At 50.1% G+C, this 26,436-nt stretch carries 25 protein-coding genes; 10 read left to right on the top strand and 15 right to left on the bottom strand.

The genetic code is table 11. The annotated features are described in order from the left end of the window. Positions 1-79: 79 nt before the first annotated feature. The 7 genes from DVH26_RS25165 to DVH26_RS25195 all read right to left on the bottom strand — a co-directional run bounded on the left by DVH26_RS25165 (position 80) and on the right by DVH26_RS25195 (position 9,875). A complete protein-coding gene (locus tag DVH26_RS25165) occupies positions 80-2,398 on the bottom strand; it encodes a DUF4962 domain-containing protein (protein ID WP_239626698.1) in 2,319 nt (772 codons plus the stop codon). 76 nt (positions 2,399-2,474) lie between these two features. After that, a complete protein-coding gene (locus DVH26_RS25170; protein ID WP_239626699.1) occupies positions 2,475-3,242 on the bottom strand; it encodes an SDR family NAD(P)-dependent oxidoreductase in 768 nt (255 codons plus the stop codon). A gap of 15 nt (positions 3,243-3,257) precedes the next feature. Then, positions 3,258-5,114 (bottom strand): cache domain-containing sensor histidine kinase, encoded by a 1,857-nt coding sequence (locus DVH26_RS25175; RefSeq protein WP_239626701.1) that lies wholly within the window; start codon positions 5,112-5,114, stop codon positions 3,258-3,260. Beyond that, positions 5,115-6,152, bottom strand: a complete 1,038-nt coding sequence (locus DVH26_RS25180) for a response regulator transcription factor (protein WP_239626703.1) — start codon at positions 6,150-6,152, stop codon at positions 5,115-5,117. A 109-nt stretch (positions 6,153-6,261) separates the two neighbouring features. Next, complete coding sequence (locus DVH26_RS25185) at positions 6,262-7,824, bottom strand: extracellular solute-binding protein (protein WP_239626704.1); 1,563 nt, start codon at positions 7,822-7,824, stop codon at positions 6,262-6,264. A 168-nt stretch (positions 7,825-7,992) separates the two neighbouring features. Continuing rightward, positions 7,993-8,871 (bottom strand): carbohydrate ABC transporter permease, encoded by an 879-nt coding sequence (locus DVH26_RS25190; protein ID WP_239626706.1) that lies wholly within the window; start codon positions 8,869-8,871, stop codon positions 7,993-7,995. 47 nt (positions 8,872-8,918) lie between these two features. Continuing rightward, a complete protein-coding gene (locus DVH26_RS25195; RefSeq protein ID WP_239626707.1) occupies positions 8,919-9,875 on the bottom strand; it encodes an ABC transporter permease in 957 nt (318 codons plus the stop codon). A gap of 215 nt (positions 9,876-10,090) precedes the next feature. On the opposite strand from DVH26_RS25195, the gene DVH26_RS25200 reads away from it, so the two are divergent. From DVH26_RS25200 to DVH26_RS25210, 3 genes are all read left to right on the top strand, one after another. Continuing rightward, a complete protein-coding gene (locus DVH26_RS25200) occupies positions 10,091-10,729 on the top strand; it encodes a DUF1054 domain-containing protein (protein WP_239626710.1) in 639 nt (212 codons plus the stop codon). Between the two features lie 197 nt (positions 10,730-10,926). After that, positions 10,927-11,646 carry a hypothetical protein gene (locus DVH26_RS25205; RefSeq protein ID WP_239626711.1) on the top strand — a complete coding sequence of 240 codons (720 nt, stop codon included), beginning with the start codon at positions 10,927-10,929 and terminating at the stop codon, positions 11,644-11,646. A gap of 157 nt (positions 11,647-11,803) precedes the next feature. Continuing rightward, a complete protein-coding gene (locus DVH26_RS25210; protein ID WP_239626712.1) occupies positions 11,804-12,727 on the top strand; it encodes an S-layer homology domain-containing protein in 924 nt (307 codons plus the stop codon). Between the two features lie 122 nt (positions 12,728-12,849). Here the strand turns inward: DVH26_RS25210 and DVH26_RS25215 are convergent, their stop codons facing one another. Beyond that, positions 12,850-14,025 carry an MFS transporter gene (locus tag DVH26_RS25215; RefSeq protein ID WP_239626713.1) on the bottom strand — a complete coding sequence of 392 codons (1,176 nt, stop codon included), beginning with the start codon at positions 14,023-14,025 and terminating at the stop codon, positions 12,850-12,852. 224 nt (positions 14,026-14,249) lie between these two features. Here DVH26_RS25215 and DVH26_RS25220 point away from each other — a divergent pair, with 224 nt between their 5' ends. Then, positions 14,250-15,725, top strand: coding sequence for an aminotransferase class I/II-fold pyridoxal phosphate-dependent enzyme (locus DVH26_RS25220; RefSeq protein ID WP_239626714.1), 1,476 nt, complete (start codon positions 14,250-14,252; stop codon positions 15,723-15,725). A 135-nt stretch (positions 15,726-15,860) separates the two neighbouring features. On the opposite strand, the gene DVH26_RS25225 is transcribed toward DVH26_RS25220, so the two are convergent. Next, complete coding sequence (locus tag DVH26_RS25225) at positions 15,861-16,667, bottom strand: Cof-type HAD-IIB family hydrolase (RefSeq protein ID WP_239626715.1); 807 nt, start codon at positions 16,665-16,667, stop codon at positions 15,861-15,863. Positions 16,668-16,820: 153 nt separating this feature from the next. On the opposite strand from DVH26_RS25225, the gene DVH26_RS25230 reads away from it, so the two are divergent. Further along, positions 16,821-17,240: a DUF1885 family protein gene (locus DVH26_RS25230; protein ID WP_239626716.1), complete on the top strand. Its 420-nt coding sequence runs from the start codon at positions 16,821-16,823 to the stop codon at positions 17,238-17,240. Between the two features lie 90 nt (positions 17,241-17,330). Here DVH26_RS25230 and DVH26_RS25235 read toward each other — a convergent pair whose 3' ends face one another. After that, the gene (locus DVH26_RS25235) at positions 17,331-17,630 is read right to left on the bottom strand and encodes a DUF1292 domain-containing protein (RefSeq protein WP_239626717.1); all 300 of its coding nucleotides are present in this window, start codon (positions 17,628-17,630) and stop codon (positions 17,331-17,333) included. Positions 17,631-17,731: 101 nt separating this feature from the next. Continuing rightward, the gene (locus DVH26_RS25240) at positions 17,732-18,352 is read right to left on the bottom strand and encodes a stalk domain-containing protein (RefSeq protein ID WP_239626718.1); all 621 of its coding nucleotides are present in this window, start codon (positions 18,350-18,352) and stop codon (positions 17,732-17,734) included. A gap of 366 nt (positions 18,353-18,718) precedes the next feature. Here DVH26_RS25240 and DVH26_RS25245 point away from each other — a divergent pair, with 366 nt between their 5' ends. Next, the gene (locus tag DVH26_RS25245; RefSeq protein ID WP_239626722.1) at positions 18,719-19,462 is read left to right on the top strand and encodes an MBL fold metallo-hydrolase; all 744 of its coding nucleotides are present in this window, start codon (positions 18,719-18,721) and stop codon (positions 19,460-19,462) included. Between the two features lie 42 nt (positions 19,463-19,504). On the opposite strand, the gene DVH26_RS25250 is transcribed toward DVH26_RS25245, so the two are convergent. Then, positions 19,505-19,732, bottom strand: a complete 228-nt coding sequence (locus DVH26_RS25250) for a DUF3892 domain-containing protein (RefSeq protein WP_239626724.1) — start codon at positions 19,730-19,732, stop codon at positions 19,505-19,507. A gap of 193 nt (positions 19,733-19,925) precedes the next feature. On the opposite strand from DVH26_RS25250, the gene DVH26_RS25255 reads away from it, so the two are divergent. The 3 genes from DVH26_RS25255 (at position 19,926) to DVH26_RS25265 (ending at position 22,826) form a co-directional block, all read left to right on the top strand. Further along, a complete protein-coding gene (locus DVH26_RS25255; RefSeq protein ID WP_239626726.1) occupies positions 19,926-21,560 on the top strand; it encodes an ATP-binding protein in 1,635 nt (544 codons plus the stop codon). Between the two features lie 106 nt (positions 21,561-21,666). Continuing rightward, on the top strand, positions 21,667-21,963 hold the full coding sequence (locus DVH26_RS25260; protein ID WP_239624353.1) for a helix-turn-helix domain-containing protein: 297 nt from the start codon (positions 21,667-21,669) through the stop codon (positions 21,961-21,963). Between the two features lie 47 nt (positions 21,964-22,010). Beyond that, complete coding sequence (locus DVH26_RS25265) at positions 22,011-22,826, top strand: IS3 family transposase (protein WP_239635354.1); 816 nt, start codon at positions 22,011-22,013, stop codon at positions 22,824-22,826. A 61-nt stretch (positions 22,827-22,887) separates the two neighbouring features. Here DVH26_RS25265 and DVH26_RS25270 read toward each other — a convergent pair whose 3' ends face one another. Both DVH26_RS25270 and DVH26_RS25275 read right to left on the bottom strand, forming a co-directional pair. After that, positions 22,888-23,379 (bottom strand): divergent PAP2 family protein, encoded by a 492-nt coding sequence (locus DVH26_RS25270; RefSeq protein ID WP_239626728.1) that lies wholly within the window; start codon positions 23,377-23,379, stop codon positions 22,888-22,890. 56 nt (positions 23,380-23,435) lie between these two features. Continuing rightward, on the bottom strand, positions 23,436-24,902 hold the full coding sequence (locus tag DVH26_RS25275) for a stalk domain-containing protein (protein WP_239626730.1): 1,467 nt from the start codon (positions 24,900-24,902) through the stop codon (positions 23,436-23,438). 165 nt (positions 24,903-25,067) lie between these two features. Between DVH26_RS25275 and DVH26_RS25280 the strand changes: the two genes are divergently transcribed. Next, a complete protein-coding gene (locus tag DVH26_RS25280) occupies positions 25,068-25,775 on the top strand; it encodes a Crp/Fnr family transcriptional regulator (protein WP_239626732.1) in 708 nt (235 codons plus the stop codon). A gap of 30 nt (positions 25,776-25,805) precedes the next feature. On the opposite strand, the gene mobA is transcribed toward DVH26_RS25280, so the two are convergent. After that, positions 25,806-26,384, bottom strand: coding sequence for a molybdenum cofactor guanylyltransferase (gene mobA / locus DVH26_RS25285; RefSeq protein WP_239626734.1), 579 nt, complete (start codon positions 26,382-26,384; stop codon positions 25,806-25,808). Positions 26,385-26,436 lie beyond the last annotated feature (52 nt).

Here is a 26,436-nt window from a genome sequence, read left to right on the forward strand (position 1 = left end):
AAACAACCTCTTAACGCGGTCGCTCCTCTGTGAAAGGACGTCGATAGACGTTTTTCTTATTCTGCCTAAACGGATCGCATTAAAATGCTTTCGCCACCTCAACCATGGTCGTCTTGCCGTCCTCGGTAAAATATAGGTGGACGCCATTTTGCCCTTGATCATCCATGAAGTACGAAACGTACTTCGGCTGCCCTTTGCGCAGCGGCACAAGCAAGGTAGCAATGCGATGGCTGCGGGCCGCCGGCGTCTTCGCCGTCAAATGCCACTGGTGATCCAATCCTTCCATTTCCGCAGGATCGACATCCGCGAATTCATCTGTCTGCGACAGCTGCATATCTCCAGATGAGCAGTAAACGAACCGTCCGTCCATATCCGCTTTGCGGCCTTGGACTTGGAACGACTGATTTCCGAGCTTCATCTCGTTCATCGTATGGAACAGCCAGTCAATGCTCGCCGGCTGAGTAAGATCCACATGGTCGACTACTACGACATAGGATTCATTAATGAAATACAGCTCTCTAACATAGCGCTCCAGATACGGCACATTTTCCTTGTAAGCCGCCGTAGCATTGCATCGGGAATAGGTATAACCCTGGTGCCGCTCGACCGCTTCCACGGCTCCTGAAGCCGCCATATTGAGCACCTTGTTCGTCCCCGCATATTGTCCCAGACCGTCGATCAGGATCGTGTTGGTGGATCGGGTCTGCCTTCTCCAGTTCATATGCATCGTGCTGCCGAAGGCGATGTAATACCCGCTTTCAATCGCAAGCGGCTCGCCGTATGCGTGCAGCAGGAACCCGTTCTGATCGCCGTGGCTGTGACTGATCGAACCATAACGGCTGCTCTTGGTCAGCAGCATAATATGATCGTCCGGCTGATCCATCCTCGCGTGAAACGCCACCCATCCGATATCGCGGAACCATTTGACCGGTTCGATATCTACAGGGGCTTGCGCCGTCACATTCGGATAATCGTGACGGTACATCATCTCGTCGAAGCGGAAGTCCCACCAGCCGTAATTGTAGAATTTCATTTCGGAATCCGTATCGATAATGCGGGTCTGTTCATAATACCACTGGTAATGTCCGTTCCCCGTAATACCTGCGAATTGCCTAATATTGAAGCCGGTCTTGAGGCTGACGGGATCGCCTAACGTAGACTGGTCGCCGAAGCTTGCGCGAAGCGTGTCCGGACTAAAGCAGTAAAGCGGATAGTCGCCCGTGCGCTGGAAGAACGGCCTGCGGTAGAAATCGATGGCCGTAAATTTCTTCAGCAGATTCATCGCTTCGGTCACGAACGCCATGCCCGTCGTCCAATACATCGGTCCTTCCGCCCAGCCTCCGTCGATGCCGCCCCACGGGGAGTACAAGCAGGCATAGTACTCCAGCGTGTAATCCAGCCATTCGCGCGCCTTCTCCTCTTCGCCGAGCATCACAATACCGCACGGCACAAGAACAGACGATAAGGAACGAACGGCATGACTGTCGAACGGAACCTGATGAATCTTGGAGCGCTCTATGACATGAAAAGCAACCTGGCCCGTACGCTGCAGCAGCTTGCTGCGAACGTCCTCCCGCTCCGCTTGGGACAAACGGTCATACAGCCAATCATATCCCCAAGCAAGCGCGCCGGCGACGCGGAAAGCCGCTTCATCGTTATAATCGCGGCTCGTCGGTCCTTGAGGATCCCATGCGGCTACATGCAGAAGCCATTGCTTCGCCCGATTAATCAGCTTTTCGTCCTCCAGCACAACTCCGGCTACGCTTAGATGACGAATGGCATACAGCGCTTCCTGACAGTCCATATACATTTGCCGCCATAGCTTGGCGACTCTCTTATTGCCCGGATACGGCTGCGGTTCGGCGATAAGCTCCTTCTCGCTCCAAGGCTTGACCGACCGTTCGAAGAAGATGTCCCAGCCGCAGTACGATGCATCCTCTCGAATCCGGGAACGAAATTCGGGCAGCTCGTCCGCCTGGAGCCATAAGCGAGGGTGGCTCGCCTTGGTTTGTTCAAACCGGCTGCCTCTTCCCTCAAGCGGCGTTTCCGGCAGCCCTGCAGGTACCGTGAAGCGCCGAACGGTGCTCCACTCCGTTTGCGTGTCCTCGCTGCTGCCGTTCGTCTCGCCGTTCAGTAGCAAGGCGTAACGCCAATAGTAATCGCCCGGCTCAAACGCGTGATCAGGCGTGTATAAATTGTAAGGTATAGGCTGTACGGTAACGGTCGTCTCGCCATCGAATTCCTGCGACCGGGAATATTGCAAAATGTACGTATCCTTCTCCAGCTGAGCAGGAATCCATGTAAACCGAGGCGGATTCTCGATTAATTGCGTCTGCTCGCTAGGCTCATATTGAACGGTCAAAACGCCGCTTTGCGGTTCATATAATGGCTGACTCAAGTTGTTTTCCCTCCATCATCTGTGTGCATTGATTACTATCTGTTCTGTAATTGGTGTACCATAACATTCATTAAATCTATCTCATCAGCATGCCGCCGTTGATTTCGATCGTCTCTCCGGTCAAGTACGATGCCAGATCCGATACAAGATACAATACGGCACCGGCAACATCCTCCGGAGTGCCTTCCCGCTTCAACGGAATCCCGCTCACGGTAGCCTTTCTGGCTTCATCCGACGTGAACGTATCATGAAAAGCCGTCTGGCCGATAAAGCCGGGAGCTACGACATTGACGGTAATTCCGTCGCCTGCCACTTCCTTCGCCAATCCTTTGGAATAGCTGCCGACAGCGGCTTTACTCGCGGCATAAATGCTCGAGCCCGGTCCTCCGCCGTGATGAGCGGCTACCGAAGACATGTTCACGATGCGGCCGGCTCCTGTGGCCTTCATGCCTGGAAGCACCCGTTTGCACATGAACACGGTGCTTTTCAGGTTGACATTCATTACTTTGTCGTACAATTCTTCGGTCATTTCGCTGATCGGGCAGCGTTGAACCAGATGGCCCGCATTGTTCACCAGTATATCGACCGTGCTGCCGAACGCTTCTTCCACACCGCTGACCAGCTTATCGATTTGCTCCAAATCCGTTACGTCCGCTTGGAACAGAACAGCTTGACCTCCCGCCTGCCGGATGATCTCTACCGTCTCTTCCCCTTGCGCCTTACCGTTCAGGTAGGTTACACCGACTTTCGCGCCGTTGGCAGCCAAAAGAACAGCGATGGCCCGTCCGATTCCCGTATTGGATCCAGTTACCAGTGCGATTTTCCCATGTAATTGCGTATTCATGCTTTATAACCTCCGTTATAAATGAATTTTATGAGGCAATTCGGGCATCGAAAGAATGATGCGGCATCCGTGCCCGTATTCGCTTTCCAGCTGCAAGCCGAACTGTTCGCCGAATACCATCTGAATGCGCCGGTGCACATTCAGCAAGCCTATCCCGCCATGACGACGTTTCCCTGCAGCGGCAGGCGGTTCGTCGGCCAGCCGGTTCTCCTTAAGCCTGCTCTGCAGCTCACGAAGCCTTTCCGGCGGAATGCCGACGCCATTATCTTCGACGATAATTCGAAAGAAATCGTTTTCTTTTTTTGCGTCGATACGGATGAAATGATGCGGCTCGATTCCATTGACGAACGCATGCTGGAAGCAATTTTCCACTACCGGCTGTAATGTCAGGCGCACCATCTTCTCCAGCAACAGCGACGGCGAAATCGCCACGTCAATCTCGAATTCCCGGGCAATCCGATGCCGCAGAATGATCATATAATTACGAACATGATTCAGCTCGTTGGCAACCGTAATTTCCTCCAAATTCGTCTGGATCGAATACCGCAGCATGAAAGCCATTGCCTCCACCATTTCGGTAATCTCATGCGAGTCTTGTACGATGGCGTAACAATTGATCGTCTCCAGCGTGTTGTACAGAAAGTGCGGATTAATCTGCAGCTGCAGCGCCTGAAATTCAACGCGGTGCCGTTCCAGCTCCGCTTCCTGGATTTGTAAGGCGTCCTTTTGCTGCTGCAGCTCGGCGGCATACACCTTATCGATCATTTCGGACAATCGCGTCACCATCAGATTGTAGCTGTGAATCAAGCCGCCGATTTCGTCCGAACGGTTAATTTCCGCAATATGGCGCCAGTTGCCTTTTTCCGTCTCGCGCATGCTGTCCTTCAATTGCCGGATGGGGGCGAGAATCGATTGCCCGAACCGGAAGGCAAGAAACAGAGCGATGAGAAGCGTGATCAGCCCGACGGCCATCGTTGTCGTCCGAATCGTCGAAATCGGCTTGCGAAGCTCATGGACCGGCATCGACACGACGAGGGTCCAGTTCGAATAGTCGGATTTCCGGGCGACGAACATGCGATTTTGACCATTGTATTGCGCGCTGAACACCTTATTCCCGCTATCCTCGATACGCCGGGATATCTTATCCAGCATCTGTGCATCGGGTTCAACCCTCGGCGAATGATAAATCGGAGTCCCTTTTTCATCAATAATGAAGAAATAGCCGTCCTTGCCGATATTGACCCTGTCCCAGATTTTCGCCAGCTCCTGCAGCTTGAACTCTATCGCCACGATGCCTTTAAATTCCGGACCGTAAGCGGCCCCCCTGACTTTCCGGGCCAATGTAATTACAGTGCCCTGATCCTCCGGGCGAATGCTCATGTTCAGGAGCGTGATTTTGCCGTCATTTGGAATCGAATCGATCAGCGTTCGATACGTCGCGCTGCTCAAGCCGGTCTCCTGGATCAAAAAATTTTGGTTGTCATAAATAACGGTTCTCCCTTGCAGACCGACGACATAGATGGAATTCAGCTGCTTGTATAACGTCACGATCGATTGAACCGAGCTCGAAGCGAACTTTTTGATCCGGTCCGAGTAATAGTAATATTCGTAAGAGTCATTGCTGCCGATTTCGAAGAATGCCCTTACATCCGAGTTGGAGGAAAATGCATTATTAAGCAGCTCATAGGTTTGCAGATAAATATCGGTCTGATAAGACGCGCTCTCGATCATTTGCTCCATATACTGCTCTACCTGACGGTCCAGCGCACGGGATGACTGCAAGTACGAGACGATGCCGAGCGTTGCCAGAGACATAATAATGATGATGGAGAAATACCCGTACATTTGACCGGAAAGCGTTCGTTTGTTCATTTATTCGATCCCCAGCTTGCTCCGGTATTCGGAAGGCAGAACACCTATATACTTCTTGAACGTCTTCGTAAAATGGGGATGATCGGCATAACCGACCTCACCGGATATGTCCGTGATTCGATATTGGGGCTGGGCAAGCAGCTTCTTCGCTTTTTCCATGCGGCGCCGGGTACGGTACTGCACGAACGTTTCCTGCGTCGACTGCTTGAACAACTGGCTGAAATACGAAGGATTCAAGCCGATGCGATCCGCCACCTCCTCAAGCGACACTTCTTCGTTCAAATGATTCTCGATATAAAGCTTGGCTTCCTCCACCGGATCCTTCAGCTTCCCTTTGCGCTTGGCTTTCAAATCCAGCAGCAATTGTACAAGACTTGCCTGAAAGCGGATCCATGCTTCATCATCCGCAGCAACGTCGCGAAGATCCAGCGTATCGCTGAATGCAAACACGTCTCTCACATTGAGCCTTTTAATAAGCAGCGATGAAAATTCCGCCATCACATCCAACACCTGATATAATTTCAACCGGGAGGCATACAGTTCCTGCCTGACCTTATGGATAATTTCCAATAAATCGGATTGCTGAAGCGTCCAAACCGCTTCCTCGGCTTCTCCGATCCATTTCTCCAGCTTGTAGATGGAGACAAACGCCTTATATTTTTGCCTTGTCTGCAATTGCACCAGCTTGTTGAGAGCGGCATCGACGCTTTTCTTGCTGATCGGCTTGAGCAAATATTCCTTCACGCCGTAGGATACGCATTTTTGTGCATATTCGAAGTCATTGTAACCGGATACAATTACAATCTGAATGTCGGAGTCCATCTCGGACACCTGCCTGCATAGCTCCAGCCCGTCGAGCTTGGGCATCCGGATATCGGTGAACAGGAAATCGGGACGCTCCTCGCCGATCAGACGCAGCGCATCCAAGCCGTTCTCGGCAAGCCTGATACCCGCCAGCGGCTGACCGGATTGCTCTATCAGCTTTTGCAGTCCCTTACGGATCATCGGTTCATCGTCCGCTATCAGTACTTTGTACATGAGGCCACCCCCTTAACGAGAAAAGGATACTCCCCACGCCGGTTAGCGTGAGGAGCCTTATGTGCGGTGAGACAGGAATCGCGCCCGGACCGCCTAACTGCCTATTTATCTATCGGCGCGGCATGCTGATCGTTACGCTCGGATCCTTCTTATTGAATTTGTCGGTTGCTTCCTTAATCACGTCATTGCCGCCTTTGGCTTTCCACTCTTCAATCACTTTCGGCCAATCCGAAATCGGTTCCTTGCCGTAAACCATCTTGACCATATGCTGAAGCACGACGGGAGCCGCAAAATCGGATTCCGGCGAAATGTCCGGATTGGCGACGTAGGCATCGAGGCGGGGCTCGAATTGAATGCCGTCGCGGCCTTCCTTGGATAACATTGTATCATAAATGTTCATCAATTTTTTACCGTCTTCGGTCAAACTTAGAGTTCCTTTATTATAGGTAGTATCCTGCACCATCCACAAGAAGGCTTGACGATACCGTTCTTCATCGACCGCTTGCGGATCCGTCGGCATTTTATAGTTGATCTTGCCGCTCTCCATCGTGTAATTCTCGCCCTCGACGCCGAAGGTGAAAAATTGCTCGGCTTCATCCGACAGCATCCAGTCGAAGAACTTGATTATGCCTTCCGCATTTTTCGCATTTTTATTGATGAACCACGCTCGCGTTACGGAGTTGTATAAATAGTAGCCGCCTTTGCCGTCCGGTCCGACCGGAGACGGGATCAGCTCGATTTTGGCCGTCGGCACGTTCGCCTTCAACTGCTGCTCCCATTGCAGCACCTCGTTCGCATTCATCGTCCAGATGCCCGATTTGCCCGCCAAAATGGAGTTTTTATACGTGGTTGGGTTAATCGTAGCGAACTCCTTGTGGATCAGCCCTTCATCGTACATCGTTTTGTACGTTTGCAGCGCCTTCGTCATGTTCTCGGTGTTGAAAAACTTCGGCACGATCTGGTTGCCCTTCTGTTCCATCATCGATAAGTAAGGATAAGCATCGAACGGACCGAAGAACGTATCCGCATATTTGAAGTTTTCCCGGCCCTGATACGGATTCTCCACTCCCATTTCCTTGAACTTCCTCAAGACGTTCAAATAGTCGTCCACCGTCTTCGGAATCGGCAAGCCGGCTTTATCGAGCAGGTCTTTGCGAATCGCCGTCGCCCTCCGGGAAGGATTGGACAAAAACTCAGGAATGGCATAAATTTTGCCCTGGTACGTTTCCTTCTGCCATGCTTCCTTCGGAATTTTCTTCAGCAGGTTAGGGCCGTGCTTTTTCAACAGATCGTCGAGCGGCATGAACACTCCGGCCTGAACGGAGCCGGCCATTTCCTTGCCCGATACGCCCCCGCTCCCTTGGACTACGTCGGGAATATCGTTGGTCGCGAACATTTGCGCCATTTTTTGCTCGAATTCCTTGTGCGGCACCAAGACGATATTCAGGTCCGTATTCGTCTTCTCCTCCAGCCTTTTCACCCATTTGTCTTCATTAATATTCGGTGATTTCTCGACGTGATTGAAAGCCAGCGTACGCATGGATATCGAAAATTTCGTCTTTTCTCCGGATTGGCTTCCTTGCGCTTGAGGCGCTGCGTCAGGCTTGGAGCACCCGGCCAGCGCACTTGTGGCAAGTACCGATACCATCCCGATCTTCATCCACTTTTTCATTGTTCTACCCCTTTTCTCCAGTAAGATGCCTATTGCTTTCGGTCCTGAATAAGCGCTTTCAAATTAGCTTCATTGTAGAAGGTGTGCCGCTATGGAACAATGGAATGATTTTGGCTTCTATTGTCATTTTTTTAGAACATGCGGCAATGAACCTAAAGTTTCCCCTATTTACGACTTGACCGAACCGATCATCATTCCTTTGACAAAATGCTTTTGCAAGAACGGATATATCAGCACGATCGGCAGCGTAGCGATAATAATCGTCGCCATCTTGATCCCTTCCGGATTCGAATGCGCCAGCGAGCTGAACTGGGAAACGGACGGATCGATATTGATATCGTCGGCTTCGATCAGCTGGCGAAGCTTCACCTGCAGCGGCCACAAGGACGGCTTGTTGACATAGTATAACGCAGCCATGTAGGTGTTCCAATGATTGACTGCATAGAAAATACCTAGCGAAGCCATGACCGGCTTGGACAACGGCAAGACGATGCTCCAGATCATCCCTAGCTCCGAGCAGCCGTCCATACGGCCCGAATCGATGATTTCCCCCGGAATTTGCATGAAAAAGGCTCGCATCACGAAAAAGTTAAACGCGCTGATCGCTCCCGGCAATAGCAAGGCCCACAATGAGTTGGTAAGACTCAAAGCTTTCATCAATATAAAGTTGGGAATGAGCGGAGCCGTAAAAACCATCGTAATGAGCACGAATAGCACGAGATATTTGCGCCCGACATACTCCTGCCTGGACAACGGGTATGCGAGGGAAGCGGTAGCAATAAGGTTGATCAGCGTCCCTGCGACGGTAATATATACCGTAATACCGAACGATCTCCAGATGGAAGCATCGCTGAACACGTACTGATAGTTAATCCACGTAAACTCGACCGGCATAAAGACGACCTTGCCGCTAACAATCGCCTCCGAGCTGCTGAACGATTGAGCCAGTACATTAAGAAAAGGCAGAAACATCATCAGTGCCAATACCGTCAAAAACAGCAGGTTCGCCCCGCTGAACAGCCGGTAGCCGATACCGTATTTTTTCATATGTGTCATCTCCTTCATTCCGTAAGCTAATCCATGTAGGGAGCCATTTAATACAGACTCTCCCCTGTCGTCTTCTTGCTGATCACGTTCCCTATTACGATGAGCACGAGCCCGACCACCGACTTGAACAAGCCTATAGCCGTCGTATAGCTGTATTGCTGGCTTTGCAGCCCCTGCTTGTAAATGTACGTGTCCAATATTTCGCCGTTGTTAATATTCAGCGGATTCAGAAAGACGTAGACCCGCTCGAAGCCGAAATCCAGAAATTTGCCGATATGCAACAGGAACAAAATCATGATGGTAGGCATCAACGACGGCAGTGTAATCGACCAGGTCTGCCTCCAGCGGTTCGCTCCGTCCACTTCCGCCGCTTCGTACAAATCCGGATTAATTCCCGCCAGCGCCGCCAAATAAATTATTGTCCCGTAGCCCGTGTCCCGCCAAATGCCCGAGCCTACGAGAACGGAGCGGATATACGATTCTTCCCCGAGAAAATAAATCGGCTCCATTCCGAGCCAGGATATGAATTGATTGACGATGCCGGTCGAAGGTGACAGAACTCCTATCGCGATTCCACTGACGATGACCCAGGACAAAAAATGCGGCATATACACCACGGTTTGCAAAATGCGTTTATACATGACCAGCCTGAGCTCATTGAGCAGCAAGGCGAGAACGATCGGCGCGGGAAACGCCAGGACCAGGTCGTAAATGCCGATCAACAGCGTATTCTTGAGAATGTTAAGGAAGTCGTAATGCTCGAACATTCGCTTGAAATGAGCCAGCCCGACCCACTTGCTTCCGGCAATGCCCTGAAAAATATTATAGTTCTGAAATGCGATTACAGACCCGAACAAAGGAATGTACTTGAAAATAATAAAGTAGGCGATAGCCGGCAGCGTAATGAAATAAAGCGCTTTATATTTCCACATATAGCCGATCAAGCTCTTGTTCGTCATTGCGCGATAGCCGATTTCGTCCGCCGCTTGTAGTTTGCTTGCCATAATGGCCCCCCTTAAGGTCGTCGTTGTATCCGTGATGCAAGTTCGGACAGTTACATCCTACCCGGATGAGGCGGCTGCAACAAGGGAATCCCTTTGATCGGGATTGTGTTTTTTTTAGGTGCGATCGACACGGTTCGCTCTCGTTCGCCTCGATCCCCGACGTGTGATATAGTAAGCATATACATAGGTGTTAATAGGTTTAGGAGGCTAGCTTCATGACATTCCAAGGCTTTACCCAAGCAGATTTTGACGTATTCCACATTCCGGGACTCGAGGGCCGCATGGAAGGCATTCAAGGACGTATTCAGCCGAAGTTCAAAGAGCTCGGCGATGCATTAGTCGAAGATACGGCTGTGCTTGCCGGGGACGAAATGTTCCTGCATATTGCGAAGCACGCCCGGCGGACTGTCAATGCTCCTGTTGATACGTGGATGGCGATTTGCCATAACAAACGCGGCTATAAGCAGTATCCGCACTTTCAAGTCGGTCTGTTCGACGACCGTCTCTTCATCTGGCTGGCGCTAATATACGAGCTGCCGCATAAGCAAGCCATAGCGGAGTCGTTCCTGAAGCAGGTCGATCAGGTGCGCAGCCTGATTCCCGACGATTATGTCGTTTCCTTCGACCATATGAAAAAAGACGCGGCAGCCGTTGCCGACCTGGGAGATAAAGAATGGAAGGCAGCTCTGCAGCGCTTCCGTGATGTGAAAAAGGTGGAGCTGCTAATCGGGCAAAACCTGCCCTCGTCGTCTCCCGTACTGCAGAACGGTCCGCAATTCATTGAGCTTGTCCGCAGTACGATCCAAACGCTGATGCCGCTTTATTTGTTGGCACGCAGCGCTTCCGCCGCTTGACAGCCGGAGGGCTATGCTAACGTATTCAAACGGGCTTCCGCTCTGTTTCGGGCAAAGTTAGAAAATTTTATGTAATTCTAAGGTTTCTTTAAACTAAACTTAAGCAATTTGGCTCATGCTATCATTGGTTACTTGTACCATTCCCTGGATCAACCAGGTACAACAGGCCTATCCTTTGACGGAAAGGAGGAGATTTCATGCGAAGCTCTAGAACCAATAAGGTCATCGTTACCGGACTTGCTTTGGCCATGCTTCTGAGCGGCTCGGCTCTCTATACGGCGAACAACAATGTCTTTGCCGATAATTCAGATCAAGCGGCCAAACAGCAGCAAGCCCCTCGCGAAGCAAAGCAGGACCGTTCCGAGAAAGGGAAAGATTTCAAGCATTCCGATCAGCATCGCATGCCGATTCTGGAGGAGGCCGCCGCCATCCTCGGGATGGACAAAGCCGCTTTAACCGAGGCATGGAAGCAGAAAACACTCGTCGAGATCGCCAAAGAAAAAGGCGTCAGCGAAGCCGATTTGATCGCGAAGCTGAAGGCCGAGCGCATCAAAAAAATCGACGCAGCTGTAAAAGACGGCAAGCTGCCGGCGGAAAAAGCCGATAAGATCAAGGCCGGCATGGAAAAGCATCTCGCCTTTATGGTTAACCATAAGGGAGGCTTCGACGGGCATCACAAGATGAAGCATCGGATGCTGCCTGCTCCGGACAAACTGGCTTCCATTCTCGGCATTTCGGAAGACCAGCTGAAGGCACAGCTCAAGGAAGGCAAGTCGCTGGCCGACATCGCCGCGGCGCAAGGAATGAGCAAGGATCAGCTCGTCGGCAAAATCAAGGAAGAGCTGACACCATGGATTGAGAAGATGGTCGAGCATAAGCGGGATCCGTCTTCAGCCAAACATAAGGAAGCGAAGTAGCTGTTAGCTCGGATACTTAAAAGCCGTCCCCCCACTTCGTTGGCTGGGGACGGCTTTTCTTCTACAAGGCTCGACGGAAAATATGAATTTTTTCACACTTCCGTCATATTTATCGGTTATAATGAATGAAACGAATTCAGTCAGGGGTGACTGTCCGATGCGATATTCTTCCAGGTTCCCATATACTACTGTACTTCTGCTCGGTACCGCTCTCATAGCAGGCATCGTATTATATACGGGCTCTGCATCGACCTCGTATTCTGCCGAAGCCGCCCCTTCAGCGGCTATTCCTGCCGATCAGGCGGAAGGAGAAGCGATATACCGGCAGCACTGCCTCTCATGCCACGCAGCCGACGGAATGGGCTCCGGCAATTATCCGGCCGTTGCCAGCGATCATGTGAAGAAGAAGCTCGGTACCTACGACAAGGCCTATGAGTTTATAAGCCGCAATATGCCGGACAATGCTCCCGGTACATTAACCGACGAAGAATATAAAGCCGTAACCCGATACATTTTGTCCTTAAATGGGGTTCCAACCGGCTTTAACGATATCGAGAAGCACTGGGCGCAGAAAGAAATAGCGGCGTTATTCGATAAGCAATACATTGACGGTTACGTGAATAAAGAGACGGGCACGATGCAGTTCAAGCCCGATCAGTTTATTACCCGAGCGGAATTCGTCCGCTACCTGGTCAAGGCGAAGGAGCTGTTCCTCTCCAACAATACCGAATCCGAATTTACGGATATCGGGAAGAACAAGGAGGAACGGATCTATATTATTACGGCCGTCGAGTACGGGCTTGTTAACGGGTATCCCGATCAAACATTCCGGCCCAACAACACGATCACCCGCGCGGAAATTGCCGCAATTCTGTCGAGAAGCGAGATGCTGAAGGCTTCGGCCCAACCAACGTTCCACGATATTGCGTCCGACTATTGGGCGGGTGATGCGATCCGCGCTGTACAGGAAGCCGGCCTGTTCAACGGATATGAGGACGGCACGTTCCGACCTGATCAAAGGATGACGAGGGCGGAAGCCATCAGCGTCATTTACCGGCTCGTCAGCCAGCCTCAGGCGTAGAGGTTCATCTGTCCGACACTCGTATACTCGTATCGGATACAGATGCCAAAAAGCCGCAAAGCTCTTCTGCAGAGCTTTGCGGCTTTTTCATGCAACAGCATGCTGTCCCGGCTGCGGGATGCCTAAACCCGTTGCGCCAAATTGGCGCTCTCACGGTCGGCAATCATATATTTGTACAGCAGATACAGCGCGGCCAGCGACAAGATCGCTCCCGTATAGAAAGGAAGCTGCATACTGTATTGATAGATTCCCGCTCCCAGCAGCGGGCCTGTAATCCTCCCCAGACTGTCCATCGAGGAGCTCAGTCCGGAGGCAACGCCTTGTCCCACCTTCGTTTTCTGCGAGATCAGCGAGGTGACGCATGGACGGATCAGCGCATTGCCCGCCCCGAACACGGACAAATAAATGGAAGCCGTCAACAGGCTCGTGGAGAACAGGATGAGGACGAATCCAAGCGCCGACAGGACCAGTCCGATACCGATCACGCGGGATTCATCGCCGCGCTTGATAAATCTGCGGACAACGCCGCCTTGAATTAATGCTCCGACTACACCGCTTACAGCGAACATAATGCCGAGATCCAACGAGCTTGCGCCGATCTTGTCTTTCTCGAACAGCAGCAGTGTGGCTTCCAGGCCAGCCAGTGTGAACGAGACGAAGAACGATAGCACGTACAAGTACTTTAAGGAACCGACGAAAGCCGTCCAACGCGATTGTTTCTCCGCCTGCGGCTTGCGGCGCTTCTCCTCAGAGAGCGATTCCGGCAGCATGAACATGGCGAAGAAGAACGTAGCCAATGCTAGAATAGACGATGCGAAGAACGGAATTTGATAGCCCCACTGGCTCAATATTCCACCGACCGCCGGTCCGAAGATGAATCCTAGACCAATAGACATGCCGACTAGCCCCATTCCTTTCGTGCGGTTCTCTTCCGTCGTTATGTCAGCCACGTAAGCTACAGCGCATGCGGTAGCCGCTCCCGAGAACAAGCCGCCCAAAATCCGCGATGCGTACATCAGCAGCAGATTATCGCCGGCGATGCCGAACAGGAAGAAGCTCGCGCTGAAGCCAAGCGCTCCGATCATGATCAGCGGTCTGCGTCCGATCCGGTCCGATATGCTTCCCCAAACGGGCGACATCAGAAACGAAGCCAAGGAATAAATGGACAGCAGCATTCCCAAGTGAAAGCTGCTAGCGCCGGAGCCTGAAATCGCGTCGGGAAGCACTGGAATGATGATGCCGAAGCCGATAAATATCGTCATCAGCAGTACCATAATAACGGCCAGCTGTTTTTTCATAGTGAATCCAAAGCCTCCCAATGTAATGTATATTGCTTATCGTATCATATCTTTTTTCCACAAGGAAATAAATCACATGAAGATTAACAAAATGGACAAAACCGCACAATTCGTTAACAGAAAAAAAATCAGCTTGCATCCTGATTCCATTATGGTTAATATAACGTAGATTGGGGTCTCTTGGAGACTGCCAATCCCTTTAATTTTACTTAGGAAAGGTAGGCATGACAGTGGATCATCAACGCACTCCTCTTTTCTCTGCATTGAAGCAGCACGCAGAGCGCAACCCCGTTCAATTCCATATTCCAGGCCATAAAAAAGGAGTCGGGATGGACCCGGAGTTCCGGCATTTCATCGGAGACAACGCCCTGTCCATCGACCTTATCAATATAGCACCGCTCGATGACCTCCATCAGCCGACGGGAGTCATTGAGGAAGCGCAGCAGCTTGCGGCGGACGCCTTCGGAGCGGATCATACGTTCTTCTCCGTGCAAGGAACGAGCGGCGCGATCATGACGATGATTTTGACCGTATGCTCCCAGGGCGATAAAATCATCGTTCCTCGCAACGTGCACAAGTCCATTATGGCCGCGATTATTTTCGCAGGCGCGAAGCCGGTGTTCATCTCTCCGGTCCGCGACGAAAATCTCGGGATCGATCACGGCATTACGACTCGCTCCGTGAAGCGCGCGCTGGAACGCCATCCCGACGCCAAGGCGGTACTGGTCATTAACCCGACCTACTACGGCGTCTGCGCGAACCTTAAAGAAATCGTCGATATTGTGCATAGCTACAATATCCCGGTTCTAGTCGACGAGGCTCACGGCGTGCTCATTCATTTCAGCGATAAGCTGCCGATATCCGCGATGGAAGCGGGTGCCGATATGGCGGCAACCAGCGTTCACAAGCTTGGCGGCTCGATGACTCAAAGCTCCGTGCTGAACGTAAGAGAGGGCCGCATCAATGCCAGCCGCGTCAAAACGATCATCAGTATGCTTACAACGACGTCCACTTCTTATATTTTGCTGGCGTCTTTGGATACAGCGAGACGTAATTTGGCTATCAACGGAGCGCAAATGGCGGAGCACGCCATCGAGCTCGCGGAATATGCCCGCAGAGAGATCAATGAGATTCCGGGCTTGAGCTGCTTCGGCAAAGATATTTTGGGCACGGAAGCAACCTACGATTACGATCCGACCAAAGTGAACATTCACGTTCGCCATTTGGGCCTGACCGGCTATGATGTGGAGAACTGGCTTCGCGACCATTACAATATCGAGGTCGAGCTCAGCGATCTGTATAACATTTTATGCCTTGTAACTCCGGGCGACACGAAGGAAAATATCGATATTTTGCTCAAAGCGATGCGCGAGCTGGCCAGCGAAAACTACAATGTACGCGAAGTCAACGAGCTGGTCATTAAAATACCGAAAATTCCGCAGCTCACTCTCACGCCGCGCGATGCCTTCTACGGGGATACGGAAATTATTCCATTCAAGGAATCCGCTGATAGAATTATTGCCGAATTTATTTACGTGTATCCTCCGGGAATCCCGATTTTGCTGCCGGGAGAAGTCATTTCGCAGGATTTGATCGACTACATTACCGAGCATGTGGAAGTCGGCCTCCCTGTGAAGGGACCGGAAGATCGCAGTATCGAGAATGTCAAGGTGATCGTAGAAACGCCGGCTATATTTTAACGCAAAAAAAGGAGCCTTGCCGCACGAACAACGCGCGGTCAAAGCTCCTTTTTACTATATACAATTGTCCACATCGGTGTGTCGCCCCGAATTCTGATTCTCCTCAATCCTAATGTTCCGCTTTGCAAGAATTCCTTATACTTCCTTCTCCAGCCATTCGATGACATCGGCTACCGCATGCTCATTATGATGCTTGCACGTGCGATTGCATACGTCCATCAACGAAGCGTGCGCATTGGCTACCGCAACGCCGACTCCCGCTCTGCGGAGCATCTCCAGATCGTTGAGATGATCTCCCATAGCGATGCACCGCGATACGTCTATCCCCGTCATCCGCATTAGCTCCTCCAGAGCATGACCTTTCGTCGTATGCTCGGCCAATATTTCCAAGTATTTATCGTCGGAACGAACCCAGGTGAGCGGTTCCTTGAACTGCGTAACGAAGGCTTCCACTTCATTCATCCGTTCCGGCTCCCAGGCAAGCAGTACTTTGATCCAGGGATCGGTTAATTGCGACCAATCCTCGGTTCGCGGACGGTTGAAATGCTCCAGGCTGCGATGTTTTTCCGTTATCCGGTTTTCCTGAATGAAGTACGGCTCTTCTCCGCAATAGATTTCGACCCCAAGCTCCGGGAACTTGTCCATGACCTGCCGCAATACCGGCTGCACTGCGTCATGAAGCGTTCTCTGCCATACGACACGCCCCTCGGCAAAATCGTAGATCATCGCCCCGTTATATAAAATCGCCGGCGCCCCAAGCGGAAGCGTATCCGCAAACCTCTGCACCGAGCTGGCAATTCTCCCTGTCGCTAATGTAAAAATACCGCCTTCATCCACGAACCGCTGGATTGCTTCCCTATTTTCGCGGCTGATCGTCTTGCCGCTGTCGAGTAAAGTACCGTCCATATCCGTAACGAGCATGTAGCCTGCAAATCTTTTCACTTGGATACCCCTCTCCACTTCCATTATGATGAAGCTCCGCTCAACCTAATGATACAGCGGTTCCTTGTATTGTCAATCCATCCCCGAAGTGCTATGATGTTCTTGTTGTATATGAAAACCTTTCCAGTCCAAATACAGGCAGGTGTATCGGTTATGGCTCAAAGCGCATATATCAAGTTTGTAGAAGGCTCCGCCCTCTCGTCCTTATCTCTCGATGAATTGAAAGAGCAGCTGCTTCATTACAAGGAGCAATTACAGCTTACAGGCAAGCAGCTGGGCTGGGATTATGACGACGCCGGCTTCCCTTACACAATCGAAACGAAACCTGAAGCCGAAGGCAAATGGTTTTATCTCAAAGGCAAAAACTCGCTGTACAAATATATTGTCATGGGTCCAGGCAAGGATCAAAACGGCGAAACCGAGCAGCATTATGTGCAGGTCGTGCTTCCTGACGACAGTACGCATGGCGACAAGGCCAAGGGCAACGAATTTTGCAAGTATTTGGCCAAGCTGTGGAAAGCGGAGCTTCATCTTTTCAACGGCCGCACTATGTATTTCAACCCTCGCAAATAAATCATTTTCCAGCCGCCAAGTGGAGCTATGGCATCGAGCTCGACAGTAAAAAACCCTTTCTGCCAAGGCAGAAAGGGTTTTTTAGTATCATTAGTCTTGCTCTTGTTCTTCTACGATTTGGTTGTAGATTTGAACGACGCGGTCCCATTCTTCCTCGTCTTCGATGCTCGCGAGGAAAGCTTCTTCGCCCTCTTCCTCGATACGGAAGATCACGCCGTCCGCTTCAGGATCGTTACGATCGAGCAATACCGCATAAGGCTGCTCGCCTGCTTCAAATGTATACACCATAACCATTTCGTGCTCAACGCCGTCTTTATCTGTTACGATAAAAATATCGTCTTCGTGGTCGTGATCATGATTGCAATTCTCATCGTGGATGTGATCGCTCATGGGAAAACCTCATTTCATATAAAGTAGTCATCCCTCGTATCGTATCACGTTTCATGCATACAGGTCAATGTAAACAGGCATTCCTCTTGTCCGCGTCAGCCTTATTCGGAGACGATTACTTTCTCGGATACGGTCGTATAATCTCCGCCCTCATCCAGCTTAATCGAGAACTTGATAACGTAATCTCCCGCTTCACTGAACGAAACGCTGAACGGCCAAGGATACCAGAAGTTTTCTTTTTGCCCGTTCACGATTTTCTCATGAGGCTCTACGGCTTGTTTGCCGCTTGGCGTTTCAATAGAAATTTTGAAAGAATAGAACGGCGTCTTCAGGCTGTCCACCTGTGCGAAAACCGCAAAATCGATCTTCTTGCCCTTTGGCACTCTTCCGAAAGGCGATTTGACGGAATAATCGTCATTAACCTTCTCCGCAACAAACATATGCACGTTAGGCTTGTAAACCGATACCGTCTTGTTTGCGTTGTCCCAGCGGACAAGCGATTGAAGCGATTCGGATAACGCTCGAACAGGGAATACGGCATTCCCCTTTACTAAAAATGCAGGCGCTTCACTTTCCGTGAATTGCTTCTCTACATCGTTGATCGTCATTTTAATCTTACTGAAGCCTTCGTACTCTCCCCATAATGAGTTAGCCATTGCGCCCGTAGCTCCAAATAGCGAAAGAGAGAGTACCAGCGTTAGCATCCGCGGCACTTTAAACATCACTGCAACCTCCATCGTTGTCTTGTACTTTGTTCTATATGCTTATACTCCCGACATTGGAAAGAGTTGCGCACGTTTCTTAAATAATCCTAAATTTTTTTGTCTATCTGTCTATATCTAGTAAAAGAATCTCTAATTTGTGTAATATACATACAAAATACAGACTTGTCTCCAGTATTATCGCGTATTATGACGGTTTGTGACGCATGTTGCGCTTGCCCGGGAAATGACCGTAAGCCCTCTTCGCTGGAAGTCAACACTGCAAAAGTGTGTGAAATTTATCCTTGTGCACCGGTTCCGCCGCATGATAGATTTATTTTATATAAAGTGATCCGAGTATTACAGACAACGAGTGGAGGACCATGAGTGAGCCTGCAAATCCAGATGATCGGCACGGGAAGTGCTTTTTCCAAAAAATATTTCAATAATAACGCCTTGGTATTCTGCAACGGCTGCACGCTGCTGATCGATTGCGGAGCGACAGCTCCACGCGCCCTGTATTCCCTGGACTTTCCGTTGGATCAGATTGACGGTATTGTTATCAGCCATATCCATGCGGATCATGTCGGTGGCCTGGAGGAATTCGCCTTTCGCTTAAAATATGCTTATAACAAAAAAATCAAGCTGTTTGTGCCCTCGGCCATTGAATATGATCTTTGGCACCATTCGCTGCGCGGCGGTCTTGAGAATGCGGCTGAAGGCATTACAAGCCTAAGCGATTATTTTGATGTCGTTGTGCTTGAGGAAGCCTCTCCAACGGAGCTCTTCCCCGGCTTGACGCTCGAGCTGATACGGACGCGGCATATCCCCGACAAACCGAGCTTCTCGATTTTATTAAATGAATATCTGTTTTACAGTGCAGATGCTACCTTCGATTACTCCCTGCTCATCGATTTGCATCAGAACAGGAACTGCAGGTACATCCTGCATGATTGCCAGCTGAAGCCGCCCGGCATCGTCCATACCTGTCTGGATGAGCTGCTGACGCTCCCGGAATCGGTGCAAAAATCCGTCTATCTGATGCATTATGAAGATACGATGGAGCAATATATCGGAAAGAGCGGCTTGATGACTTTTATGGAGCAGCATAAACGGTATGATTTTATATAGAAACAACAAAAAACCTGACCATTAAGGTCAGGTTTCATCATGTCAGAACGAAGGCAGCTGATCCAAATTGTTGCTTGGATCGCCATCGGCATCTCCGCGAATGTACAAATCCCCGTCTCTTCCTTTGAATGCATTGACTCCTTGAATATTTCCGCCCTGTACCTCCTGAAGAGCCTGCTCATACTGCAGGACGCGGCCACTTGACGTCTTGAAGGCTGTAATGTCGCCGTCCCCGTTTTTTTGCACAGCTACAAAGCTCTTACGCTGCATGGACAATTCCCTCCCGGATGTTTAATTGCAGCCCCCCGATTCGGGTAAAGGCTTACGAACCTATTTTGAGTTAATAAAAAAGATTTTATGCAAGATCTCCACTTTTCCATCTATTGCAGAAGGAATTGTTAGGTTAATATAGAATTCCATTAATAACCTTTCATTCCCACATTGTGATAAGGAGTATGAAAGCATGAGCTATAATTGGATCTTGTCCGTCTATGTAATTATTATCAGCCTATCTTCCCTTTTCTTCGAGGTAACTTCCAGTCCATTACTGCTCATCATATTGGGGTTAGCTTACATCAGTACCTACCTTATCGAAAAAAAGAAAATGAACGGAGTACCGCTGCTTCAATTTTGTTTGCTTGTTGCTTTTCATTTGGCCAGCCAATCGGATCTTTGCCTGCCATTGTATTTAGCCCAAATGTGCAAGCCGCTTTACAAAATTCAAAAGCCTCAAACCGCATTGGTCATCAGCACTTCGTATACCATCGCCTTTGTTTTTGTAACATTTACATATATCGTGTTTACCCCGTACTCCGTCTTTACGCTGATCTTCAGCTCTCTTAGCTGCCTGACGCTGGCTATGCTGTTCAATCGCTACATCCACGCTATGGAGCATCAGAATCAGCAGCTTGATAATGAAAAGAAGCATCTGAGCACTCACGACTCCTTGACGGGTCTGTACAATTACGAGGAATGCCACCGTCAGCTGGAACAGCTCGTACAATCCGGCCAATCGATAGTTCTTGTGCTGATCGACTGCAAAGATTTGAAATCGTTGAACACGATCAACGGCTTTCACGGGGTTAACCGGATCCTGAAGCAGGCGGCGCAGCTGCTGCGCATTATGTTTCCCGAAGCTTTAATCATTTGCCGCTACGGAGGCGATGAGTTTGCAATCGTACTGGAGAACACCGACTCCCAGCATGCAATGAATACGATATCCCAGCTTCTGGCGTCGGAGTTCCCCAAGCTTACAGGCATTGAGATTAACTACGGAATGGCTTTTTACCCGAACGACGGATTGTCCAAGGACGATTTGTTTTTCATCGCCGAGCGCAATCTGTACACGATGAAACGGGAATCTTGGCTTAAGCGGGAGGAGCATATGCTCCGATCGGAGAAGCTTCGCGTCGTCGGCGAGCTCGCCTCCGGCATGGCTCACGAAATCAGGAATCCGCTGACTACGATTAAGGGCTTTCTGCAAATTTCCAAAGCCGACAACTATAATATCCGTCCTTGGTATGATCTAATCATGGATGAAATTACAAGGATGAGCATGCTGACCGCGGAGTTTCTGCAATTTTCCAAGCCGCATGCTACCCAATTCCGGATTCAGTCCATCAAAGACTGCATCCACAGGGTCATCTCGCTGCTCGATTCCGAAGCTCAGCGGTTGGGACATACCATTGTATTTGACGAGGCGGCAGAACCCATCCACATGCTGATGGATCAGGATAAAATGCTCCAGCTTCTGCTGAATCTAATCAAGAACGCATTCGAAGCAATGACAGAGCAGGGAACCGTACATATTCGTCTTTACCTGAACGAGGATCAAGCGGTCATTGAAATCTCGGACACGGGCAAGGGCATTCCGGAAGCCGAGCTGGACAAGATCTTCTTGCCATTCTACACAACGAAAGATTCAGGAACCGGCTTAGGCTTGTCTATCTGCCATAAAATTGTTCAGGATCACGAGGGAACGATGGAGGTGGAGAGCGAAATGGGGATCGGCACCAAATTCACGATAACCGTACCTGCCGCACAAGTGGAAGGCGCTTCTTCACAAATGGTTGCTGAACGCAAACGAATGTCAATCTAACTCATGTAAAAATAAACAACCCTGTGCGGCTTAAAGTGCACCCCTTAGAATAGACATTGGAAAAACCCCTAGGTTAATCCGATGAATTCTAGGGGGTGTATTTTTTATGGCAGTAAGAGGTCAGAAGTTTAAAACGTATTCAGAGGAATTGAAGAAAGAAGCTATTCGCCTTCATATGGAGGAGAAGTGGTCGTATCGGCAGATTACGGAGCATTTAGAGATTCATGACAAAGATCGGGTCAAGAAGTGGATGCGGAGGTATAAGCAATTAGGTGAGTTTGGACTCCTGGATCAACGAGGACGTCGTGAGGAGTACTTAGATCAAGATCGGTATGTAGCGAAGCTCAAACGGGAGAATGACGTTCTAAAAAAGTGTTTGCAAATTTGGAAACAGGGGGTGTGAACGGAAAGTATAGAATCATTGAAGCTACCGCTGGGCATTATCCAGTCGTGGAGCTGTGCAGCATGCTTAATGTCGCTAGGAGCAGCTACTACGCCTACTTGAAACGCAAATACGCAGCTCCTGACGCTGATTTAAAGGAGAAGATTCTTGCTATTTATGATCAACGTAAGAAGACGGTTGGATATCGGCGGATACAGGACGAATTGTACCGACAGTACAGCCTGTGTGTGAACCATAAGAAGGTACTACGGCTTATGCGAGATTTAGAGATTCAGGCAATCATTCGTCGCAAATATGTTCATCGTTCGACGCGTGAAGCAGCTAAATCTGATGGAAGGATCGCGGAGAATCTACTGCAGAGAGATTTTAATGCGACAGAACCGAATCAAAAATGGGTAACGGATGTGACGCAATATCGAGTATTTGATGATCGCATTTACTTATCCGCAATCAAGGACCTTTGGAATGGGGAAATTGTAGCCTACCATATGAGCAACCGTAATGACAATCCTCTTGTATTAGAGACGTTTACGAAGGCATTTGAAACGCATAAAGACGTGACTGGACTGATCGTTCACAGCGATCAGGGAAGCCAGTACACGTCTCATGCATACCACGACATGCTGCCAAAGGTTGGCGCCCAAATCAGCATGTCCAGGCGAGGCAATTGTTATGATAATGCCTCAATGGAGAGCTTCTTTTCACATTTGAAAGTGGAAGCCCTCTATCCTTATGATATCCGAAACATCGAGGAAGCACAAAGGCGAATAGAAGAATTCATTCATTTTTATAACGAAGAAAGAGCGCAAAGAAAGCTAAACAAGCTGACGCCGATAGAGTACCGACGTCAGCATGCAGCCTAGGGCTTTTTTCAATGTCCGCTATTTGGGGTCTTGACCAGCTGCCTGCACAGGGTTGTTGGCATTAACGAAACCATGATAAAAGTCCGCGGCCCGGTGTTGGCTTCTCCAATGCATAGCTAAAGGCTCCGGCAAAGATGCCGAGCAGGGCGCCGCCCAAAACCTCTTCCGGCAGATGACCGAGTCGTTCCTCCAGCTCCTTCTCCCGCTTCTCATGGACAATCGGAGGATGGCTCTCCGCGAGCTTCGCCACCGTTTCGTCCAAATCGTTCACTTCCGTAGCAATAATTCCCGCTTGTCTGCGAATGCCCATAGCGTCGAACATGACGATCAGACTTAGCATGCTCGCTGTCGCAAAATGCAAGGACGTGATCCCCCGCTTAAGCCCCACATAAGTAGCGAGCGATGTAACCCCTGCAGAGTGGGAGCTCGGCATGCCGCCGGTTCTGATCACGTTCGACCAATCCCAACGCCCGGTCTGTTGCCAGGCAAGAGGCACTTTGGCCAATTGCGCTATGCCAATGGTTGTAACCGCAGTAAGAAAAGCACGGTTCATTCGTATCACCTCACCTCAACGTATAGCATCCTTACTATGCCGGCATTCTATACATGTCAAGGCGCTCCTGTATTGACGAACATTCCTCCTCCCTCTTCATCGAGCTGAACGGCGGCTCCAAGAAGCGTAGGCAGCTCACTGACCGGCACAACCGGCTCCTTGCCGATCTTTTTGATCGCGTGTCTCAGCCTCACGCTTTGACCGTCTACAAATGCCTGCTCTTGATTGAGCTGAACCTGAACCAGATGGTTGGAAAACTGAAATCGGACCAAATTCGCATCGTCCATAGTTTCGCTGCCTGGCGTACCTTCCGTGAACAGCCGGAGCGGTACGTATACCGTACCGTTGTCATCATACTTACGCACCGCGGTAACCGGCATCCCGTTCATAAACATAACAACGATGGGCCACCGATCCATTCCTTCATGCTTCAGCTTGCGCGGAACTCCCTGCTTTTCTAAAGGCAGCGGGATCGGTTTTAGTGCATCGGTATCGGCATCGTAGGAGAACCAGTTCATATAATACGGCGTGTAGGTTAATTGTTTGCTTTCCTGGTCCAATGCCCAAATTTGAATCTGAGCATAGAACGAATTCAGCTCTCTCTGTATGGAACGAATATCCAGGCTCGCTTCAATCTCCTCTTGCCCCACCGCTGTCATTCCTGTTGTCGAGGTTGTTGGCAAGCCTCCTTGATCACTGAACCCGATAATACGAATCCCATATTGTATCGATTGATTACTGTCCGTTGCTGACGAAGTGAACGATAAATGCAGCGCATCTGCGGATTCTTTGTCACCATCGACAGACCACTGACGAATAACCGGCTGCCGAAGAGGCTGCTTCGGTGTCAAGCCCGCGGCTTTCTCCCAATATCTTCGTATCTCGGGAAGCGTTTGTACTGCAGGGATGTAATCATTCTCGTGCCTCAGGAAATATACCGTCTGCTGCGGCTCTTCCGGCATGGGGCGAGAGCCTACACCGAACAGGAGAACATAATCCTCCGCCATAATTTCTCCTGGATCCCATTTATGGATAAAAGGGAGCGGACTCCCCGCCCATCGGACCGGGAACCCGTCCAGCTGCCTTAGCTCGGCCCAGGCTGAAGCCGGTTTAATGTCATCCGGGTAAATGCCTTCCGTTCGATGCAGCCAGTAATATGTAAAATGATGTCCATACTCATGAATAAACGTACGCTCAACCGGTGTCGCGTCCACTTCATACAGACGAATGGTCGCAGTTTCCGCATCGTAGTGACCGACGCGAAAGCCGCTTTTGCCAATGCTCCTCTCCGGATACAGCAGCACCTGCTTCAGCTTATTCAACTCTTCGCCATGCTCGCAGCTCGTCAACAGATTATAAAGCCTGCTCAGCCTGTCTTCCTTCCATTCCGTGCTGTAGCTGACAAATCGTATTCCTTCCGGGCTTACATAGACGGACGGTTCCCTATCGACTGCCTTACTTAGACTGGACCAAAGAAGCCCTGCTCCGATCACCATGACCATAATCGCTCCCCATTTTCCCATCGCAGCACCTGCCTCTGTTCATTCATTTATGACAACGCTTTCAATAGTTCTTATGGACTATCATAGCATAAAAAGGTACGATTGGAGTATGAAGTTTTTATATGATATTTCCAGAATTATCGATTACAATGAAAGTATCACTTCGATTAGAAGGGCGGGATCCCCATGACCAAGGAGCCTTCACAAGGCACTCAGCTTGCATCCTATTTGTCTGCAGATAATTTTGCATTGATGCGGCAGCAAATGGCCTTTGAAGCCAAAGCGGCAGGCTCTCATTTGTTTTGGGAGTCGGAACCGGCCCATACGTGTTTTTTTATCGAGCAAGGTCTTGTCAAGATTTATAGAATAACCGAGGACGGTCAGGAGTTGATCCTGCATTTGCTGCAGCCCGGTGATTTTTATGCGGAGCTGGGGAGTGGAGATACCCCATTCAGCTGCAGTGCGGAAATGATGAAGGACAGCGTAATTGGAATGTTCTCCACCGCTGCACTAGAGCAACTGATTGCAAGCCGCGGCGATTTTGCCATCGAGTTTATGAAATGGATGGGGCTGCTCCACCGGACAACGCAATCCAAATTTCGTGATTTGATGATGTTCGGCAAGAACGGTGCCATCGCTTCGACTTTGATTCGGATGAGCAATACGTACGGCAAACCATCCGGGAATGGTATTCTTATCGATATAAAGCTGACCAAAACCGAGCTGGCTCACTTGAGCGGCACTACACGGGAGGGAGTCAGCAGAATGCTGAGCGCTTACCAAGCAAACGGCGCCATCACCTACGAGAATGGTTACCTGGTTATCACCGATCTGGATTACCTGCGATCGATTGTACAGTGCCCGAACTGCCCTCCGGATATTTGCCGAATGTAGTGCCGCTAATGCCGCTTGCTTGAATGAATTTTAGAATGCCTGGTTATGCTGCCATAATGGAATCGGTGAGGAGGCCGGCAGCCGGAGTTCGTCTGCAATCGCTTCACCGTCCACCCCTTCCCATGCTATTCGAGAGAGAAGCTCGGTGATTCGGCTGTCCCCCTCTTCTATTAAATCGGTTATGACCTTCAGACAGGCTCGACTATACACCCCGAATAGCGGGATCGGCGCGCTGTCCCTTTTTAATATGACGGCCTCTTTGAGGCTTGTGAGCTTGATCTCATACAGCTTCCATGCCAGCCTCGCGATGGATACTGCCGGAGGGACTCCTGAGCTTGAGTGAACCCATAAATGGTTGTATCTGCTCAAAGTAAATGCTGCATGCAATCCGCTTATTACGCCGTATCCCGGTAAATAATCGGTCAATATTCGAGTCGAACGAGGAACAACCGGCAGCAAAGCTCTAGGCTCATTAGTTACAACTATAATCTCATGGCACACCGTCTGCATTTCACGAATTCGGCTCTCGATCAGGGTTTCACTTCCAATGCGCTGCAAGGAATCGGTAATTCCGCGCTCTCCTCCTGCCAATATAACTCCGCTCAGCATGTGCCGCTCACATCCTTTCCATCCAATCTACCCTTGAATAACTTAACTATAC

Origin of the sequence: Paenibacillus sp. H1-7, assembly GCF_022354825.1 — a bacterium.
In the GTDB taxonomy this organism is placed as follows: Bacteria; Bacillota; Bacilli; order Paenibacillales; family NBRC-103111; genus Paenibacillus_S.

Excerpts from the sequence above, each read along its gene's own strand:
- DVH26_RS25250 (WP_239626724.1), bottom strand. The coding sequence starts at position 19,732 with ATGCAGCGTAAGAGCTTTGTAGCTGTGCAAAAAAACGGGGACGGCGAC.
- DVH26_RS25240 (WP_239626718.1), bottom strand. The coding sequence starts at position 18,352 with ATGTTTAAAGTGCCGCGGATGCTAACGCTGGTACTCTCTCTTTCGCTA.
- DVH26_RS25215 (WP_239626713.1), bottom strand. The coding sequence starts at position 14,025 with ATGAAAAAACAGCTGGCCGTTATTATGGTACTGCTGATGACGATATTT.
- DVH26_RS25175 (WP_239626701.1), bottom strand. The coding sequence starts at position 5,114 with ATGAACAAACGAACGCTTTCCGGTCAAATGTACGGGTATTTCTCCATC.
- DVH26_RS25260 (WP_239624353.1), top strand. The coding sequence starts at position 21,667 with ATGGCAGTAAGAGGTCAGAAGTTTAAAACGTATTCAGAGGAATTGAAG.
- DVH26_RS25280 (WP_239626732.1), top strand. The coding sequence starts at position 25,068 with ATGACCAAGGAGCCTTCACAAGGCACTCAGCTTGCATCCTATTTGTCT.
- DVH26_RS25275 (WP_239626730.1), bottom strand. The coding sequence starts at position 24,902 with ATGGGAAAATGGGGAGCGATTATGGTCATGGTGATCGGAGCAGGGCTT.
- DVH26_RS25235 (WP_239626717.1), bottom strand. The coding sequence starts at position 17,630 with ATGAGCGATCACATCCACGATGAGAATTGCAATCATGATCACGACCAC.
- DVH26_RS25200 (WP_239626710.1), top strand. The coding sequence starts at position 10,091 with ATGACATTCCAAGGCTTTACCCAAGCAGATTTTGACGTATTCCACATT.
- mobA (WP_239626734.1), bottom strand. The coding sequence starts at position 26,384 with ATGCTGAGCGGAGTTATATTGGCAGGAGGAGAGCGCGGAATTACCGAT.
- DVH26_RS25190 (WP_239626706.1), bottom strand. The coding sequence starts at position 8,871 with ATGAAAAAATACGGTATCGGCTACCGGCTGTTCAGCGGGGCGAACCTG.
- DVH26_RS25180 (WP_239626703.1), bottom strand. The coding sequence starts at position 6,152 with ATGTACAAAGTACTGATAGCGGACGATGAACCGATGATCCGTAAGGGA.
- DVH26_RS25255 (WP_239626726.1), top strand. The coding sequence starts at position 19,926 with ATGAGCTATAATTGGATCTTGTCCGTCTATGTAATTATTATCAGCCTA.
- DVH26_RS25185 (WP_239626704.1), bottom strand. The coding sequence starts at position 7,824 with ATGAAAAAGTGGATGAAGATCGGGATGGTATCGGTACTTGCCACAAGT.
- DVH26_RS25210 (WP_239626712.1), top strand. The coding sequence starts at position 11,804 with ATGCGATATTCTTCCAGGTTCCCATATACTACTGTACTTCTGCTCGGT.
- DVH26_RS25205 (WP_239626711.1), top strand. The coding sequence starts at position 10,927 with ATGCGAAGCTCTAGAACCAATAAGGTCATCGTTACCGGACTTGCTTTG.
- DVH26_RS25170 (WP_239626699.1), bottom strand. The coding sequence starts at position 3,242 with ATGAATACGCAATTACATGGGAAAATCGCACTGGTAACTGGATCCAAT.
- DVH26_RS25220 (WP_239626714.1), top strand. The coding sequence starts at position 14,250 with ATGACAGTGGATCATCAACGCACTCCTCTTTTCTCTGCATTGAAGCAG.
- DVH26_RS25270 (WP_239626728.1), bottom strand. The coding sequence starts at position 23,379 with ATGAACCGTGCTTTTCTTACTGCGGTTACAACCATTGGCATAGCGCAA.
- DVH26_RS25195 (WP_239626707.1), bottom strand. The coding sequence starts at position 9,875 with ATGGCAAGCAAACTACAAGCGGCGGACGAAATCGGCTATCGCGCAATG.
- DVH26_RS25230 (WP_239626716.1), top strand. The coding sequence starts at position 16,821 with ATGGCTCAAAGCGCATATATCAAGTTTGTAGAAGGCTCCGCCCTCTCG.